We start from the raw sequence: 14,886 nt of genomic DNA on the forward strand, positions 1-14,886 counted from the left end.
GCTATGAAAGACGATATCAACCAGGAGATCACCTTCCGCAAGCTATCGGTCTTTATGATGTTTATGGCGAAGGGCAATATCGCCAGAACCGCCGAAGCCATGAAGCTCAGCAGCGTTAGCGTGCACCGCGCGCTGCATACGCTCGAAGAGGGGGTCGGCTGCCCGCTGTTTGTCCACAAAGGGCGCAACCTGCTGCCGCTGCAGGCGGCGTGGACGCTGCTTGAATACTGCCAGGATGTGATGAGTCTAATGAGCCGTGGGCTTGAGGCGACGCGTAAAGTCGCCGGCGTCGGTCAGGGACGGTTGCGCATCGGTACCCTCTATTCGCTGACGCTGGAAACCGTTCCGCGCATCATTATGGGGATGAAGCTGCGTCGTCCGGAGCTGGAGCTGGATCTGACCATGGGCTCTAACCAGATGCTGCTGGATATGCTGGAGGACGATGCGCTGGATGCTATCTTAATCGCCACCAATGAAGGCGAGTACAATCATTCGGCCTTCGACGTGGTGCCGCTGTTTGAAGACGATATCTTCCTCGCCGCGCCGGCGACGGAACAGCTGGATACCACAGAGCTCGCTGACCTGCGCGATTACGGCGACCGCAAGTTTGTCTCGCTGGCGGAAGGGTTTGCGACTTATGCCGGGTTTCAGGAGGCCTTTCAGGTGGCCGGTTTTGAGCCGGAAATTGTGACCCGGGTGAATGATATCTTTTCGATGATAAGTCTGGTGCAGGCAGGGGTTGGCTTCGCGTTGCTGCCGGGACGCATGAAGAAAGTTTATGAAAACGATGTGCAGCTGTTAAAGCTGGCGGAACCCTATCAGATGCGCCAGCTGATCGCTATCGTCTATTCGCACCACCGCGAGCGCGATGCCGACCTGCTGGCGCTGGCGGCGGAAGGGCGGATGTACGCCCGCAGTATTAATCGCTAAGCCGTTGCGCCAGGTGGCGGGCGACGTCTACGCCGCTGCGCTCCAGCGAAATGGTCTCGCCGCGCCAGCCCGCCTGGCGGGTCAGGCAGGTGAGCACCCCGCCGGGCGGCATCTCGATTGCCAGCCTGGCGTCGCGTTCATCGGCGGCGATCATCGCCTCCTGCCAGTGCACGGTGCGCGCCATGTTCATCGCCAGATCGTCGGCGATCCGCTGTGGATCCCACAGCACGCGCGCCGTCGAGCCGCTTAAATAGGTGCACTTAGGCCGCGTCAGTGTGACATCGGCAAAGGCTTTTGCCAGCGCTGCGGCGGGTTTAGCCAGCAGTGCGCAGTGCGAGGGCACGCTGACCGCCAGCCGCTGGGCTTTACTGGCGCCAGCCCGCAGCGCCAGCTGCGCCACCTCGGCCATGGCTTCATCACGCCCGGCGATCACGATCTGCGTTTCGGCGTTGAGGTTGGCGAGATAAACCTCGTGGCCCTGCATCAGCGCCTCAACCCGCGGGCGGGTCAGGCCCATAATCGCCGTCAGCCCGTAACCTTCAGGATACGCCTGCTCCATTAAATCACCGCGCAGCGCCACCAGCCGCAGCGCGCTGGCGAAATCGAGCGCGCCGGCGATCACCGCGGCCGGAAACGCGCCGATAGAGAGCCCGCTGACCATCTGCGGATCCACGCCCTGGCGTTGTAGTTCGCGCGCCCAGGCGACACCGGCGATCAGCAGACAAAGCTGGACTGCACGGGTATGCTTCAGCGCGTCGGCGCTATCGAGAGTATCGACTTCATTCCCCAGCACCTCGCGCGCCTGCGCGAAGATGTTCTCGCGGTCGGGGATGGCCGCCAGCATTGCGGGGTGCTGGCCGCCCTGACCGGGAAAAGTAAACAAAATTTTCATCATTCCTCCCTGTGCCACGGCGTCGCGGTTAAGCGTGCGCCGCGGGATGTTTTCAGCAGCGCGCGGCCATCGCGCAGCCACTCATTAAGGGCGAAGGCGCCATACGGTGTTTCTATCTGGGTATCGGCGCGGCACGGTAGTTGGGCCACGCGGGCCTGCCATTCCAGCAATGCCTCGCGGTCCAGCAGCTGCGGCGCGCGGATCAGCAGATCCAGATCGCTTGCCCCATGCAGTACCGGGATTTCGGTTGCCAGCGCGTAGCCGGTGCTACCGGTGACGCCCCAGCGCCAGGGCCAGTTGTGCAAGGTAAGGGCGATAGCCGCCTGGACCGGCGGCTGCGAAACAAAAGGGGAGCCCAGCAGACGGTCGCGCTCCACCAGCATTTCCGGCGTCACGCAGCGCACGATATGGTGCGCCTGTACCCAGCCGGCGGCGCGCTGCTCGCGCTTCATGCCCCGCACCCCAACCGGGATGCGGGCCTGGCCGTCAACGTCGCGCCTCACCACTACCGGCAGCGCGGCCCGCCACTGTTGAGCCACCCACGGCTCGGCAATGTCTTCCAGGGCGCTGGCGTGGTTTAACCAAACTAAATCGTGGGGACGCGGCGTTGATGACATGGTTTACAGTCCTGAAGTCAAAGAGATAAACAGCGGTAGCGACAGGATACACAGAACCGAGCTCAACAGCAGCACGGCTTCAGCATCCGGAGACTGCACGCCGAAGCGGTTGCCGAAGACCACGCCGAAGAAGCCGGCGGCCAGGGCAATCATCAGGATCGCGGTAATGGCGATGGATCCGTGCAGACCCAGCAGCATCACCAGACCCCAGGCAATAAACGGCTGCACCAGCAGTTTCACGATGGTGGAGGTGGCGATCAGCGCATTGAGCTGCAGTTTACGTGCCGACAGGATCACCCCGGTGAGGAACAGCGCGGCAGCGGTAGCGGCCAGGCCCAGCGGTTTGATGGAGGCCAGCAGCATTTCCGGCATTTTAATGCCGATAGCGGAAAGCACCACCCCAAGCAGCGGGCCCCAGACGATCGGTTTTTTCACCGAGCGCCACATCAGCACCGGCAGCATCGCCAGCGTAGAACCGCTGTTTTCACCTGCGGCGCGGGCTTTTTCACGTTCCAGAATCAGCAGGCAGAACGGGGTCATCAGTACCGAGCCGCAGGCGATAGAGACCGCTACCGACAGCGAGGTTGACGCGCCTTCACCGAGCACGCTGCCGAGGATCGGCAGACCCAGCGCGGCATAGTTTGGCAGGGCGACGGTGAGGGTCAGCACCGCGGCATCTTGCGGCGTGCGTTTGAACACGCTGGTGGCGAGGAAGTAGATCGCGGCATAGGTGATCCACATCGCGCCGGTCAGTACCAGCACCAGCGGCGACTGGGCGACGATACCGGCCCACGGCGTTTGTACCGTGGCGCTAAACAGCGTGGCGGGTAAGGCAAAATCCATTACAAAAATATTAAGCAGCGAGACGTTTTTGTTATCTACCATCCCGGCCTTTCCGGCCCAGAAACCCAGCAGCATGATAACGAAAATGGGCGCGAGAGCATGAATAATCACATAAGTCATAAATCACCTGTAAATAAAATAGAGTACTGGCGCGATTGTTATTTTTTCTAAAAGCCATCCCTTCCCGGAGCGCTTGTTCCGCGCTCCGGGGGACGACTTCCGGCAGGTTTTCTTCTACTACTTACGTACGAACGTCTTACCAGCTGGCGCGCATGCGATCGCGAACCCGTTGTGAGCTGCGGCGGTTTTCCGCGCCCAGGCGGCACTTCAGCGAGGTATCTTTGCGCGCGTCAGCGATGGCGTCGCGCAGCGTGTTGCTGACCAACGACAGATCGTGGTCGTCAGGGGCATCCGGATTATTAATATCCAAAAGGGCGGAGAGCAGGCCGAGCGTCGCATAGTTGCTGACGTCGTAGGCCATCGGCGGAATTGTCGCCGCTAATTTCTCCAGCGCTTCTACGGTACGCAGCGTAATGCGCGCTGCCGACTCTTTACCCATGGCGTGAACCAGCACGCCGCTATCGTTAAAGGCGATCAGGCGGTTGGCCTGGTAGCCATGGGCCAGAAACGCCCCGGACATCGCTTTTCCGACAATCAGACCAACCACCGGGTGGCCGGCAAGACGGGCTTTGGCGTAGGCGCCCGCGGCTCCGGCCAGTGCCTGGTGGATGCCGAAAGCTTCTTCGCGGCGGCCATAGGCCTGGCTCGGTACATCGATCACTGCCACGATCGGCCGTTTGATAGCCTGGTCGGCGTCGGCAGCGATGGTTTCGTTGACCACTTTCGCCAGCGTCCAGCCTTCCAGCAGGCCGACTTCGCCGCCGGCGGCGCGCGGGTAGTGGTTGTTGGCGTCAGGCACCACGGCGATAAAGCGGACGCTTTCGCCATCAATTTGGCCATCTGCGACCTGCACCGACGGGCACAGACCACTCATCAGCGGCGCGTCGGGCGCCAGTTTATTCAGCCACAGCGCGGCGCGGTTTGGGAACTGACTCATTATTTATCCTCCCGGGCAAAAAGCTGTTTAATCTGCGCGGTATCCGCCTGCTGGCGGGTATCGAACTGGCTCAAGCGACGCAGATAATCGTCATAGTTGTCGCTGCGGTGCTGGGCCGGTACGCCTTTGGCGATCGCCTCATTCATTGCGGTTTTAACGGCGTTAACGCCATCGTTAACCAGCGCGTCGACCAGTCCGCTGGCGGCGCGAATTTCACCCCCGGTCATGCTCCAGATAAACGGCCGGTTACGGGAGTCGTACTCTTCAATGCCGGCTTCCTGCTCGATAACCTGCGGGCCGTTGAGGCCGAGACGGGCTTCACGGGTGACGATAAGGTAGCTGCACAGCGCCGCGGCGATGGACATGCCGCCGAAGCAGCCGACGGTACCGGTGATAATGCCGACCACCGGGGTGTAGCGGCGCAGGTCGACAATCGCGGCGTGAATATCGGCGATGGCGGCCAGACCAAGGTTGGCCTCCTGCAGACGTACGCCGCCGGTTTCGAGGCACAGTACCGCCTGCGTCGGGATACCGTTGCGGTTATCTTCCGCCGCCAGTTCCAGCGCGGCGGCCATTTTGGCGCCGGAGACTTCGCCCATGCTGCCGCCCTGGAAGGTGCCTTCGATGGCAATTACCACCGCAGGTTGCCCGTTGATAGTGCCTTTGGCGACCACCATACCGTCGTCGGACTGCGGGACGATGCCCTGCGCGCCGAGCCACGGCGACATAATGCCTTCAAACGGATCCAGCAGTTCGCGGTAGCTGCCGTCGTCCAGCAGGGCGTGGGCGCGTTCGCGAGCGCGCAGTTCGATAAAGCTGCGATCGTTACGCATGAGCGGCCTCCTCAAAGACTTGTTCAATACGAATACGGGCGACGCCCGGCGTGGCACCGAAGTCGTGGATAATCAACTGCCCGGCGGGCAGACCGTTGATCAGGTTCAACCTGTCGAACAGCGCCTGCCAGCGCGCCTGGCTGTTATCCACGGAGGTGGTGATCTGTACGTTGAGCGTGGCGCTCTGTGCGGCGGTATAAAGCACTTCCATATCGCCTGAACCTACGACCCCTGCCAATGCTTTGCCGCTGAGGGCGCGGTTGGCAGGAAATGACAATGTAATCTGTTCCATAACATCCTCTGAATGCGTTAGCCGGAAACCCGGTCGAGAAACAGGGTGGCGGCAAGGAGATCGGCCGCGCCACCCGGCGAGGCGTTTTGCGCCAGCATCTGCGCATCAAGGCGCGCCAGCGCGGCGCGACCGGCGACGCTGGCGCAACCGCCCGCCGCCAGAACCTCGCGAGCGCCTTGCTGCATAGCGTGCAGGCCGTTCATGCCGGCGCGCGACAGCACACAGGTATCGCTCAGCGAGGTCATGATGGCCATCAACGCGTCGAGGCGCGCCTGCGGCTCGCTGGCGCCTCGCGCCCGGCTTTGCTGCAGTTGCGGCAGCGCCAGGGTGGTAACATGCGGAAATCCGCGCTGCGCTTCCTCGCGTGCGCCCGGCACCTGCCAGCGGCGGCTGGCGCGCAGCCCCTTACTAAAGCTTTTCGGCGCGAAGCCGTCAGGCAGACGGGCGAGGGCGGCGGCGGTCCCGGCGATCGCCTGTGATTGACCCTCCCCACCCAACATCGCCACCGCGCTGACCAGCAGGCCCAGCGCCCAGATGGCGCCGCGGTGGGTGTTAACCCCACCCGTCGCCATCATCATCTGCGCTTCACCTTCGCGACCGAGGTGGCCGACGGTTTCGCGCAGGGCGATATCCGCCGGACGCTGCCAGCTTTGCTGTGCCAGCGCGTGAAAGGTCGGCTGCAGGCTGCGGGCGGAGCGTTCCATCAGGTCCAGATTGAGATCCTGATGCGCGCCGTTGCCGCGACTATCGACCAGACCCGGTTTCGGGCTCAGACGGGCTTCGTCAATCAGACACGCGCTGGCGGTATGCGCCAGCCAGCTGACGCGGCTTTCTGCGAGTTGGGGAGAGAGATTTTTCATTACCAGCTCCGGAATTTTGCCGGTGGGTTGTACAGTCCGTCGGACCATTCCACCAGGTCGGCGACGCTGCCGGCCGCCAGCAGCGAGCGGGTGGCATCGCTGCGGCGAATGCCGATATCTTCCGGGTAGACCACTTTGCCGCTCTGGCGCAGGGCGGCGACACGTTTGGCGTCCACCCCGAGGCCAATATCGGTGATCCCGGCCACCGCGGCGACCATCGCCCGGCGCTCTTCAAGGCTCTCCGCGCGGTACAGGTAAGCGATACCTTCTTCGGTCAGCACGTGGGTCACGTCATCGCCATAAATCATCACCGGCGCCAGCGGCATGCCGGAAGCTTTCGCCACCTCAACCGCGTCGAGGGTTTCAACGAAGGTCGGTTTCACGCCGGCCTGGAAGGTTTCGACCATCTGTACCACCAGTTTTTTCCCGCGCTGCATCGGGTCTGGTTCAGTGATCATATTGAGCCAGGCCGGGGTAGCGTGGCGGCGACCGTGCGGGTCGTGGCCCATATTCGGCGCGCCGCCGAAGCCGGAAAGGCGGCCGCGGGTGACGGTGGAGGAGTTCGCCAGGCCATCAACCTGCAGGGTCGAACCGATAAACATATCTACCGCGTACTGACCTGCCAGCTGGCAGAAGGCGCGGTTAGAGCGCATCGAGCCATCCGGGCCGGTAAAGAAGATATCCGGGCGGGCGCGGATGTACTCTTCCATCCCCAGTTCGCCACCGAAGCAGTGCACGCTCTCCACCCAGCCGCTCTCGATGGCCGGGATTAAGGTCGGATGCGGGTTCAGCGTCCAGTGTTTACAGATTTTGCCTTTCAGGCCGAGCTGCTCGCCGTAAGTGGGCAGCAGCAGCTCGATGGCGGCGGTATTAAAGCCAATCCCGTGGTTGAGCGACTGCACCTGGTGTTCCGCGTAGATGCCTTTGATCGCCATCATCGCCATCAGAATGTGTTCTTGCTTAATCAGGCGCGGATCGCGGGTGAACAGTGGCTCAATAAAGAACGGTTTATCGGCGACCACCACGTAATCGATCCACGAGCCGGGAATATCGACCCGCGGCAGATCGCATTCGTCGTCCACCAGTTCGTTGACCTGGGCTATCACAATGCCGTCGTGGAAGGCGGCGGCTTCGACCAGCGCCGGGGTATCTTCGGTACTTGGCCCGGTATACAGGTTGCCTTTACGGTCCGCTTTATAGCCGGCGATCAGCGCAACGTTTGGCGACAGGTCAACGTACAGGCGGGAGTAGAGTTCGATATAGGTGTGGATGGCGCCGATTTCGAGCAGGCCATCTTCCAGTAGCTGCGAGATGCGCAGGCTCTGGGTGCCGGAGAACGAGAAATCCAGTTTACGGGCAATGCCTTTTTCAAACAGGTCCAGATGCTCGCTGCGTCCTACGCTGGGCATAATCATATGCAGGTCGTGAATTTTTTGCGGATTGACCTCGGCGAGCATGCGGGAGAGGAAATCAGCCTGTTTCTGGTTGTTGCCTTCCAGTACCACCCGATCGCCCGGGGCGAGCAGATTTTCCAGTACGCTGACCAGCTGGTCAGTGGGGATGACTTTGCCGGCGATCTTCGCTTCGGCCAGCCGCCGCTGTTTTTCCGTCCGGCGACGGTTCCAGACCCGCGCCGTCGTTTGTTCAGCATTCATTGTTAACCTCCTGATTCGACAAATCGTTTCGTTTGTCCTGGTGGAAGTTAGTGTGCGATGCGTGGCGCTGCGCATCAATTAAGCACGGCGGCTGATTGTTAGCTTTAGAGTAACGATTGGGTCTTACCGTTTGTGATAGGGATCAATAATACGAAAGGCGTAGTGGTCTACGGGGAGAGCGCAGGTGAGGAAGCCGGCCGGTACACGGCCGGCCGTGGGAAGGGGTTATTCTTTACTGACATCACTTAATAAGAAAGCAATACTCTGACCGCCGCTGGTCTGCTCGAGGGCAATTTTGGCGATAATCGTCAGTGGCACCGACAACAGCATGCCGACCGGACCCAATAGCCAGCCCCAGAAGATCAAGGACAGAAACACCACCAGCGTGGAGAGCCCCAGGCCACGTCCCATCACCCGTGGCTCCAGAATGTTGCCGAACACCAGGTTGACGATCAGGTAGCCGGCCAGGACCACCAGCGCCTCGTACAGCCCGCCAAACACCAGTACCTGCAGGATCGGCGGGATAGCCGCCAGCACGGAGCCAATATTGGGAATATAGTTGAGCGCGAAGGCCAGCAGTCCCCACATAAAGGCGAAGCGCACGTCCAGCAGCACCAGCATGCCCCAGACCACCAGGCCGGTCACCAGGCTAATCGCGGTTTTCAGCACCAGATAATGCGACACGCTGTCGATGGCGCGCTGAATGGCGCCCATCCCTTCAACCGGACGGGACATCAGCTGTTGCAGCTTGGCGGGAAGCTGGGGGACCTCCAGCAGCATAAATACCACCGTCAGCAGCAGCAGAAAAATCGAGGACATCGCGTTCGACAGCTGAGTGAGCAGGCTGGTGACCAGCGTCATCACCGCGTTAGGGTCGATGTATTTATTCAGCTCCACCACCGAGACGGTGAACCCCATGCGCTGCAGCCAGGGGGCGATGGTTTGCATCGGCTCGTAGAGATAGTTGCGATACTGCGGTAAGGTGCGCGCCAGCTCGTTAAGCGAGGTCCCCAGCGAGGCCAGCAGCACAATGGCCAGCATGACGATGAGGCCAATCAGTATCGAGATCGCCAGCACGCGTGGGACCCGGCAGCGGACCAGCAGTTGTACCAGCGGATTAATGATCACCGCCAGAAAGAGGGCGAGAATAAAGGGGACAATAATGTCCGCCGCAAAGCGAATGCCGGTAAGGATGATCACCAGCATGCCCAGCATGATGACCATCTTTAATCCGTTAAGTGTAATAATGGGTTTAGCCATAGGTCCCGACCTCAATCTTCCTTGCCTATTAACAGGTTGCGTTACATTAGCATAATGACGTTTTTTTGCAGAAAAAACGCATTGAAGCAAAACGGCGGCGTAAAGAACTGCAAATTCTTTGAATTAAATGTAGCACTATGCTACAAATTTACCTGTGTATAACTACTGAGGACAATTTTCATCCGCAACGGACGAGAAGCAACACCGCGGATAATTGTAATTTTATGGACAATCAGTTCAGGATGTATATTTTAAACCACCCCGCAGTCTCTCTCTCTTTTTCCCGTTTTGCCGGCGAGCAGCACTGGCATTCGGCGCTATAGTCACCTTCTCTCTGCCTGAGCTGGCGCCAAGCGCACAGCGAAATCTACGTCAGAAATTTTCCTGTTTACGCCTCGCGTAAACGGTAATGGATTATATTCTCAAGCAGGAGAAGGGATCATGTTTTATTGGATTTTATTAGCTTTAGCTATTGTTGCTGAAATTACCGGCACCTTGTCGATGAAATGGGCAAGCGTGAGTGGCGGGCACACCGGCTTTATTTTAATGCTGGCCATGATTGCTCTGTCATATATTTTTCTTGCCTTTGCGGTTAAAAAAATTGCCCTGGGTGTGGCCTATGCGCTATGGGAAGGGATCGGCATTTTGCTGATTACCGTGTTCAGCGTGCTGTTGTTTGATGAAAGCCTGTCGCCGCTGAAGATCGCCGGCCTGACCACCCTGGTGGTGGGGATCGTCTTAATTAAATCCGGCACCCAGAAAAAAGCGTCGTCAAAGCAGGAGGTGGCCCATGCAGCAGTTTGAGTGGATCCACGCCGCCTGGCTGGCGATCGCCATCGTGCTTGAAATCATTGCCAACGTCTTTTTGAAGTTTTCCGACGGCTTCCGCCGCAAGGTCTACGGCATCCTGTCCCTGGCGGCGGTGCTGGGCGCATTCAGCGCCCTGTCGCAGGCGGTCAAAGGTATCGATCTGTCGGTCGCCTATGCGCTGTGGGGCGGCTTCGGTATCGCGGCGACCATTGCCGCCGGTTGGGTACTGTTTGGTCAGCGCCTGAATAACAAAGGCTGGGCGGGGCTCATCCTGCTGGTGGCCGGCATGGTATTAATTAAACTCGCCTGACGTCTCGCCGCCTGCAAAGCCAGGCGGCAAAACAGGTCCTCTGTAGTATGCTTATCTCAAGACCGGCCCCGCTGAGTTTGTGTCCGGTGACGATGAGGACTGCGCATGTTCAATGCTTTCGGCTGGCGGAAAATTCCTTCCGCCAGGACGTTGTCGATAATGATTTTTCTCGCCGGCCTCGGACTCACCGCGTCGGTCATTTCCCTGCTTTATCTTTCGCAACACCTCATTGCCAGTAAATCCAATGAAATTGACCAGCAGCGGTCAGTCCTCTCGGTGGAAGGGGCCGTGCAGACCTCGGTCAATCGGGTGCTGTCGCTGGTTCTGGATAATGCCATCTGGGACGATGCGGTCACGCAGACTTACGCGCCCTCGCTGGATCAGAAATGGCTGTACGACTCGTGGGGGTCAGGCTTTAAAATCAATAATCTGTACGATGGTACCTTTGTCCTGGACGAACACTATCGCATCCTGTGGGGCGCCTTTCAGAGCCAGGTCATGCCCCGGACCGACCTCTCATTTCTTGGGGCTGGCCTGACCAGTCTGATCCACTATCATGCGCAGGCATTGCGTGAGGGAAAAAACGCCTTTGCCGGTATCACCCGCACGGAGGCCGGGATCGCCTTTGTCGGTATCGGCCTGATACGCCCGACGACAGCTCGGCTTCAGGTATTTGATGCGACGCGGCGCTATCTGGTGATTACCCGGCATATCAACCCCCAGTTGCTGGAACGCCTGGGCGACACCTTCCAGATAAGCCATCTGCATCTCGCCGAGGGCCCCGGCGCCTACCGTATTCCGCTGCGAACGCAGGCGGGTGAGGTACTGGGATACCTGGCCTGGCAGCCACGCCTGCCCGGAGCCGAAGCGGCGCAGGCCTCGTCAGGCAGTATGCGACTGATAGCTGGTGTGGCGGCCAGCCTGATCCTGCTGTTTATCCTTTTTAGCAGTCTGGGCATGTATAAGCTGGCGCGCGGCGAACGTCAGGCGCGGGAGATAGCCATGATTGACTGGCTGAGCCGTCTGCCTAACCGGCGAGCGCTTCTGCTGCGGTTAAGTCAGGTATGCGAGACGGGGAAACACGACATTCAATGCGTGGTGTTTATCGATCTGGATGGTTTTAAGGACGTCAATGATAATTATGGTCATGATGTCGGCGACGCCCTGATCCGCCATATTGCCAGCGCCCTACAGACGCGGGTACCGGCGGGGGCCATGCTGGCGCGAATGGGCGGGGATGAGTTCGCCATGGCGGTGAGCGGCGCAAAAGCGATTGACCGGGCGGCGGCGTTCGCCTGGGCAGCGCTGGAGCTGCTGAAAGCGCCGGTGACGCTCAGCAAACGCAAAATTTATATCGGCGCCAGCATTGGCATCGCCAGCGGCGCTCCGGCGGAATGCTCCAGTACCGAGCTGTTTCGCCGGGCGGACATCGCTATGTACCATGCCAAGAAGAGCGGCAAAGGTCGTACGGCCTGGTATGACGATGCGCTGGATGCCGTGCGCCGCCATCAGATGACGATTGAGAATGGCATCCGCCAGGGGCTGGAGGAGGATGAATTTGAGGTCTGGTATCAGCCGGTGGTTGATGCCGATACCCTGGCGATGATTGGCGTGGAGGCGCTGCTGCGCTGGCCGCGACGCCCGCAGGGGGCGCTGGCGCCGGACGCATTTATTAGTATTGCCGAGAGCAGCGGCCTGATCGATGCCCTCGGGCAGTTTGTCCTGCAACGCGCCTGCAGCGATCTGCAACCGATGGACGATCTCCTCCTGTCGGTGAATATCTCGCCGGCGCAATTTCGCGACCCGGCCTTTGAAAACCGGGTAATGAAGACCGTCGCTGCTTGCCGCTTTCCGCCGTCGCGCCTGCAGGTGGAGGTGACGGAGAGCTATGTGCTGGAAAATCCGGAGCGTTCGCTGGCGGTGGTAGAAAATCTGAAGGCCCAGGGCATCGCCGTGGCGCTGGACGATTTCGGTACCGGCTATTCGAGCATTGGCTATTTACGCCGCTTTCGCTTCGACAGTCTTAAAATCGATAAATCTCTTGCCGGGCGGGTGGAGCGTGATGAGCAGGCGGCAGAAATGGTGCGCGGGACGGTGCGGATAGCCCGCGCGCTGGGAATGACGGTGGTCGCGGAAGGGGTGGAGGATCCGCAACAGCTGGCGCTGCTGCGGCGGGCCGGCTGCGACCGGCTTCAGGGGTACTATTTCAGTAAACCGATGCCGATCGCCGACCTGCTGCAGCGGCGTCAGCAGCAGGGGTGATTACTCTCCGGCCAGCGCTTCCAGCTTATCGCGAAAGCCGGTAACCGAAATGGCGCGGTTGTCTGCCCGCCAGCGATCCTGCGGGCCGGGAGCGGAGCTCTGCACGGCGATCACTTGCCAGCCGTCCTCCGATTTCAACAGCAGCGGCGACCCGCTGTCACCTGGCAGCGTATCGCACTGATGCGACAGCACGCTGTTTTGCGCCCAGCCGGTCACGATGCAATCCTGATGGCTGTACAGATTATCCAGATGATCCTCCGGATATCCCGATTGGGTCACTTTCCGGTCCGCTGCCTTCAGCGCAGCGGTGAGATCGGCCTTGCTACCCGGGAAGAGTGGGATCGGCGTGATGCCCGAGGGAGCATAGCGCAGTACGATCAGGCCAAAATCTGACGGCGCCGCGGCGGAGGGCACGATCCAGCCATCGCCATCGGCCTTCAGGCGCTTACCTAAGGCCGGATCCACTCGCCCTTCAATGCCGTGAATTTCATATACCCAGCCGCCCTTGCGCGAAATAAAGCGCAGAGCAACCGCTTTGTCCGGTTTGCCGCGCGGAGGCGTCAACAGACAGTGACCTGCGGTCAGCGCCAGGTGAGGGGAGATAAGCGTCGCTGTGCACAGATTGCCGCTGGCGGTTTCCAGCTGGCCGATCGCATCCCACGGGCTTTCCTCGGGGTGACTGACCGCTTTTCGGTCATCATGGCCGAAGAACAGCGTCTTAATATCTTTGGCGCTCAGTCCGCTATCATCGGCATGTGCGCCCAGAGGTAACAGATAAAATGAACACAGCAATAACAGAACGTCTCTACGCATATCACTCTCTGGGGAGGCTATGATGTCTATTGACAGTAGCAGGAGATTTAAGTTTTTGAAAGTAAACAATAATTCTAATCAGACCAAACCGCTGCCATCAGGCGAGGCGGGCTGACGCTGCCGCTGGCAAAACCGTCTGATTTCAAACGGTTAATGCCAGCTGATTGCTTTAGCTATTTCCGCAGAAAGCGACGTCCGACGCAACAAAATTCGTGTATCAGAACGTACTGAACCCGGTGAATAATTCACCAATCGGACATTAAGATTATTCCTGGTTTGCCAGCGATTCGCTGAAAATAACGCGCTTGCCCGCCAAAACTTCACCAGAATTCGCACTTCTTTACGCCTCTCGTAATTATTTTCAATGCGAAACATTTTCTCACCGAAAACGTTGTTACCGTCACTCCGCCGTTGAGTAAATAGAGAGGTAATACCGGCGATGATAGCCTGAATTCTATTTCCCCGACGTTGGGAGGGTATATGTCTAAAAAAGGTATTCGCGCACTGGTTTATGTTTCCCTGGTCTCAGTCGCTATCTGGGGCGCGACCGGTTATCTGGTGATGGAAGCGGTGCGCGTACTGTGAAGCGTCTGGTCACCGCGAGGTGGCCGGCGCGCGCTAGTTTATGATTACAGGGTCTGGCGTCTTCGGGCGCCGGGCATTTTTTGTGCCGCAGGAAATTCGGGGTAATGAGAAGCGGGAAGGTGTCTTCAGCGATCGCCGTACGGTATTTATTTTTCTGCAAAGGCGGCAGAAGCAGTAAATGAGAGCGTGGTGGAAATGATTAATAGAGGAAAAAGCGGGTAGCAACCACTGCGCAAATGATTAACAGGATCAGGATGAGCTCAAAACGATAGCGCCGCAGCATAGTGCTCTCCAGAAAAAAACGGCGCTGAAACAGCGCCGATTATTAAGAAGGTTAGTTCACCGGGAGGAATTATGCTGCCGGCTGTGCAGCAGGTTTCGCGGCCTGGTGTTTAGTGGTTTTGTGGTGTTTTTTCGCAGCCTGCGCTTTCTGTGCTACCGGTTTAGCCGCAGCTTTGTGGTGCTTTTTAGCCGCCTGAGCTTTCTGCGGAGCAGCGGGTTTAGCTTCTACTTTTTTGTGTTTTTTAGCGGCCTGGGCTTTCTGGGCAGCGGCTGGTTTAGCTTCTGCTTTTTTGTGTTTTTTGGCAGCCTGAGCTTTCTGCTCTGCAGCTGGTTTTGCCGCGGCTTTGTGGTGTTTTTTATGATGGGTGGTCTTGGCAGCAGTGCTGTGGGTAGCAGCCGGTGCCTGAGTGGTGCTTACTGCGTCAGCAGCGAAAGCGGCGGAAGAGAGACCCATAGCAGCGGCAACGACCAGAGCTAATACTTTTTTCATTCTGATATCCTCGAAAAGTTTTCTTAATTTCAACCCCACTGCGGGGCCGGTGAAATCACTATATGCTTGTCTTTTCGAGCTTTCCGTGAGTGTTT

Annotated in this window: 16 protein-coding genes; 4 read left to right on the forward strand and 12 right to left on the reverse strand. The window is 59.1% G+C overall.

Annotated elements, in window-relative coordinates:
- Nucleotides 1-3: 3 nt before the first annotated feature.
- The gene (locus CWM54_RS04285; protein ID WP_100696118.1) at nt 4-930 is read left to right on the forward strand and encodes a LysR substrate-binding domain-containing protein; all 927 of its coding nucleotides are present in this window, start codon (nt 4-6) and stop codon (nt 928-930) included.
- Here the strand turns inward: CWM54_RS04285 and mdcH are convergent.
- From mdcH to CWM54_RS04330, 9 genes are all read right to left on the reverse strand, one after another.
- Complete coding sequence (gene mdcH / locus CWM54_RS04290; RefSeq protein ID WP_100696120.1) at nt 920-1,822, reverse strand: malonate decarboxylase subunit epsilon; 903 nt, start codon at nt 1,820-1,822, stop codon at nt 920-922. The two genes, CWM54_RS04285 and mdcH, sit on opposite strands and share 11 nt — an antisense overlap.
- Nucleotides 1,822-2,439 carry a malonate decarboxylase holo-ACP synthase gene (locus CWM54_RS04295; protein WP_100696122.1) on the reverse strand — a complete coding sequence of 206 codons (618 nt, stop codon included), beginning with the start codon at nt 2,437-2,439 and terminating at the stop codon, nt 1,822-1,824. Before CWM54_RS04295 ends, mdcH begins: the two co-directional genes overlap by 1 nt.
- A 3-nt stretch (nt 2,440-2,442) precedes the next feature.
- On the reverse strand, nt 2,443-3,402 hold the full coding sequence (locus tag CWM54_RS04300; RefSeq protein WP_012541868.1) for an AEC family transporter: 960 nt from the start codon (nt 3,400-3,402) through the stop codon (nt 2,443-2,445).
- A gap of 136 nt (nt 3,403-3,538) precedes the next feature.
- Nucleotides 3,539-4,339 carry a biotin-independent malonate decarboxylase subunit gamma gene (mdcE, locus tag CWM54_RS04305; RefSeq protein WP_100696124.1) on the reverse strand — a complete coding sequence of 267 codons (801 nt, stop codon included), beginning with the start codon at nt 4,337-4,339 and terminating at the stop codon, nt 3,539-3,541.
- Nucleotides 4,339-5,172 (reverse strand): biotin-independent malonate decarboxylase subunit beta, encoded by an 834-nt coding sequence (locus CWM54_RS04310; RefSeq protein WP_012541866.1) that lies wholly within the window; start codon nt 5,170-5,172, stop codon nt 4,339-4,341. The genes mdcE and CWM54_RS04310 overlap by 1 nt, the downstream gene beginning before the upstream one ends.
- Nucleotides 5,165-5,464: a malonate decarboxylase acyl carrier protein gene (gene mdcC / locus CWM54_RS04315; protein ID WP_012541865.1), complete on the reverse strand. Its 300-nt coding sequence runs from the start codon at nt 5,462-5,464 to the stop codon at nt 5,165-5,167. The genes CWM54_RS04310 and mdcC overlap by 8 nt, the downstream gene beginning before the upstream one ends.
- A gap of 17 nt (nt 5,465-5,481) precedes the next feature.
- Nucleotides 5,482-6,324, reverse strand: a complete 843-nt coding sequence (locus CWM54_RS04320) for a triphosphoribosyl-dephospho-CoA synthase (RefSeq protein ID WP_100696126.1) — start codon at nt 6,322-6,324, stop codon at nt 5,482-5,484.
- Nucleotides 6,324-7,979, reverse strand: a complete 1,656-nt coding sequence (mdcA, locus tag CWM54_RS04325) for a malonate decarboxylase subunit alpha (protein ID WP_100680144.1) — start codon at nt 7,977-7,979, stop codon at nt 6,324-6,326. Before mdcA ends, CWM54_RS04320 begins: the two co-directional genes overlap by 1 nt.
- 225 nt (nt 7,980-8,204) lie before the next feature.
- Nucleotides 8,205-9,239 (reverse strand): AI-2E family transporter, encoded by a 1,035-nt coding sequence (locus CWM54_RS04330; RefSeq protein WP_100680145.1) that lies wholly within the window; start codon nt 9,237-9,239, stop codon nt 8,205-8,207.
- Between the two features lie 441 nt (nt 9,240-9,680).
- Here CWM54_RS04330 and kpnE point away from each other — a divergent pair, with 441 nt between their 5' ends.
- The gene (gene kpnE / locus CWM54_RS04335) at nt 9,681-10,043 is read left to right on the forward strand and encodes a multidrug efflux SMR transporter subunit KpnE (RefSeq protein ID WP_008805029.1); all 363 of its coding nucleotides are present in this window, start codon (nt 9,681-9,683) and stop codon (nt 10,041-10,043) included.
- Nucleotides 10,030-10,359 (forward strand): multidrug efflux SMR transporter subunit KpnF, encoded by a 330-nt coding sequence (kpnF, locus tag CWM54_RS04340; RefSeq protein ID WP_061154707.1) that lies wholly within the window; start codon nt 10,030-10,032, stop codon nt 10,357-10,359. The genes kpnE and kpnF overlap by 14 nt, the downstream gene beginning before the upstream one ends.
- A gap of 56 nt (nt 10,360-10,415) precedes the next feature.
- On the opposite strand, the gene CWM54_RS29465 is transcribed toward kpnF, so the two are convergent.
- Complete coding sequence (locus CWM54_RS29465; protein ID WP_407028635.1) at nt 10,416-10,505, reverse strand: ArsR family transcriptional regulator; 90 nt, start codon at nt 10,503-10,505, stop codon at nt 10,416-10,418.
- Between CWM54_RS29465 and CWM54_RS04345 the strand changes: the two genes are divergently transcribed.
- Nucleotides 10,465-12,621, forward strand: a complete 2,157-nt coding sequence (locus CWM54_RS04345) for a putative bifunctional diguanylate cyclase/phosphodiesterase (protein ID WP_100696128.1) — start codon at nt 10,465-10,467, stop codon at nt 12,619-12,621. The two genes, CWM54_RS29465 and CWM54_RS04345, sit on opposite strands and share 41 nt — an antisense overlap.
- Here CWM54_RS04345 and CWM54_RS04350 read toward each other — a convergent pair whose 3' ends face one another.
- Together CWM54_RS04350 and asr are read right to left on the reverse strand one after the other, a co-directional pair.
- Entirely contained in the window at nt 12,622-13,434 is an 813-nt protein-coding gene (locus tag CWM54_RS04350; protein WP_165785881.1) for a trypsin-like serine peptidase, read from the reverse strand. It lies immediately after the preceding gene.
- Between the two features lie 937 nt (nt 13,435-14,371).
- On the reverse strand, nt 14,372-14,791 hold the full coding sequence (gene asr, locus CWM54_RS04360; RefSeq protein ID WP_043875352.1) for an acid resistance repetitive basic protein Asr: 420 nt from the start codon (nt 14,789-14,791) through the stop codon (nt 14,372-14,374).
- Nucleotides 14,792-14,886: the final 95 nt, after the last annotated feature.

The sequence above is a fragment of the Klebsiella sp. D-Nf1 genome, assembly GCF_002810515.1.
GTDB classification, from domain to species: domain Bacteria; phylum Pseudomonadota; class Gammaproteobacteria; order Enterobacterales; family Enterobacteriaceae; genus Klebsiella; species Klebsiella variicola.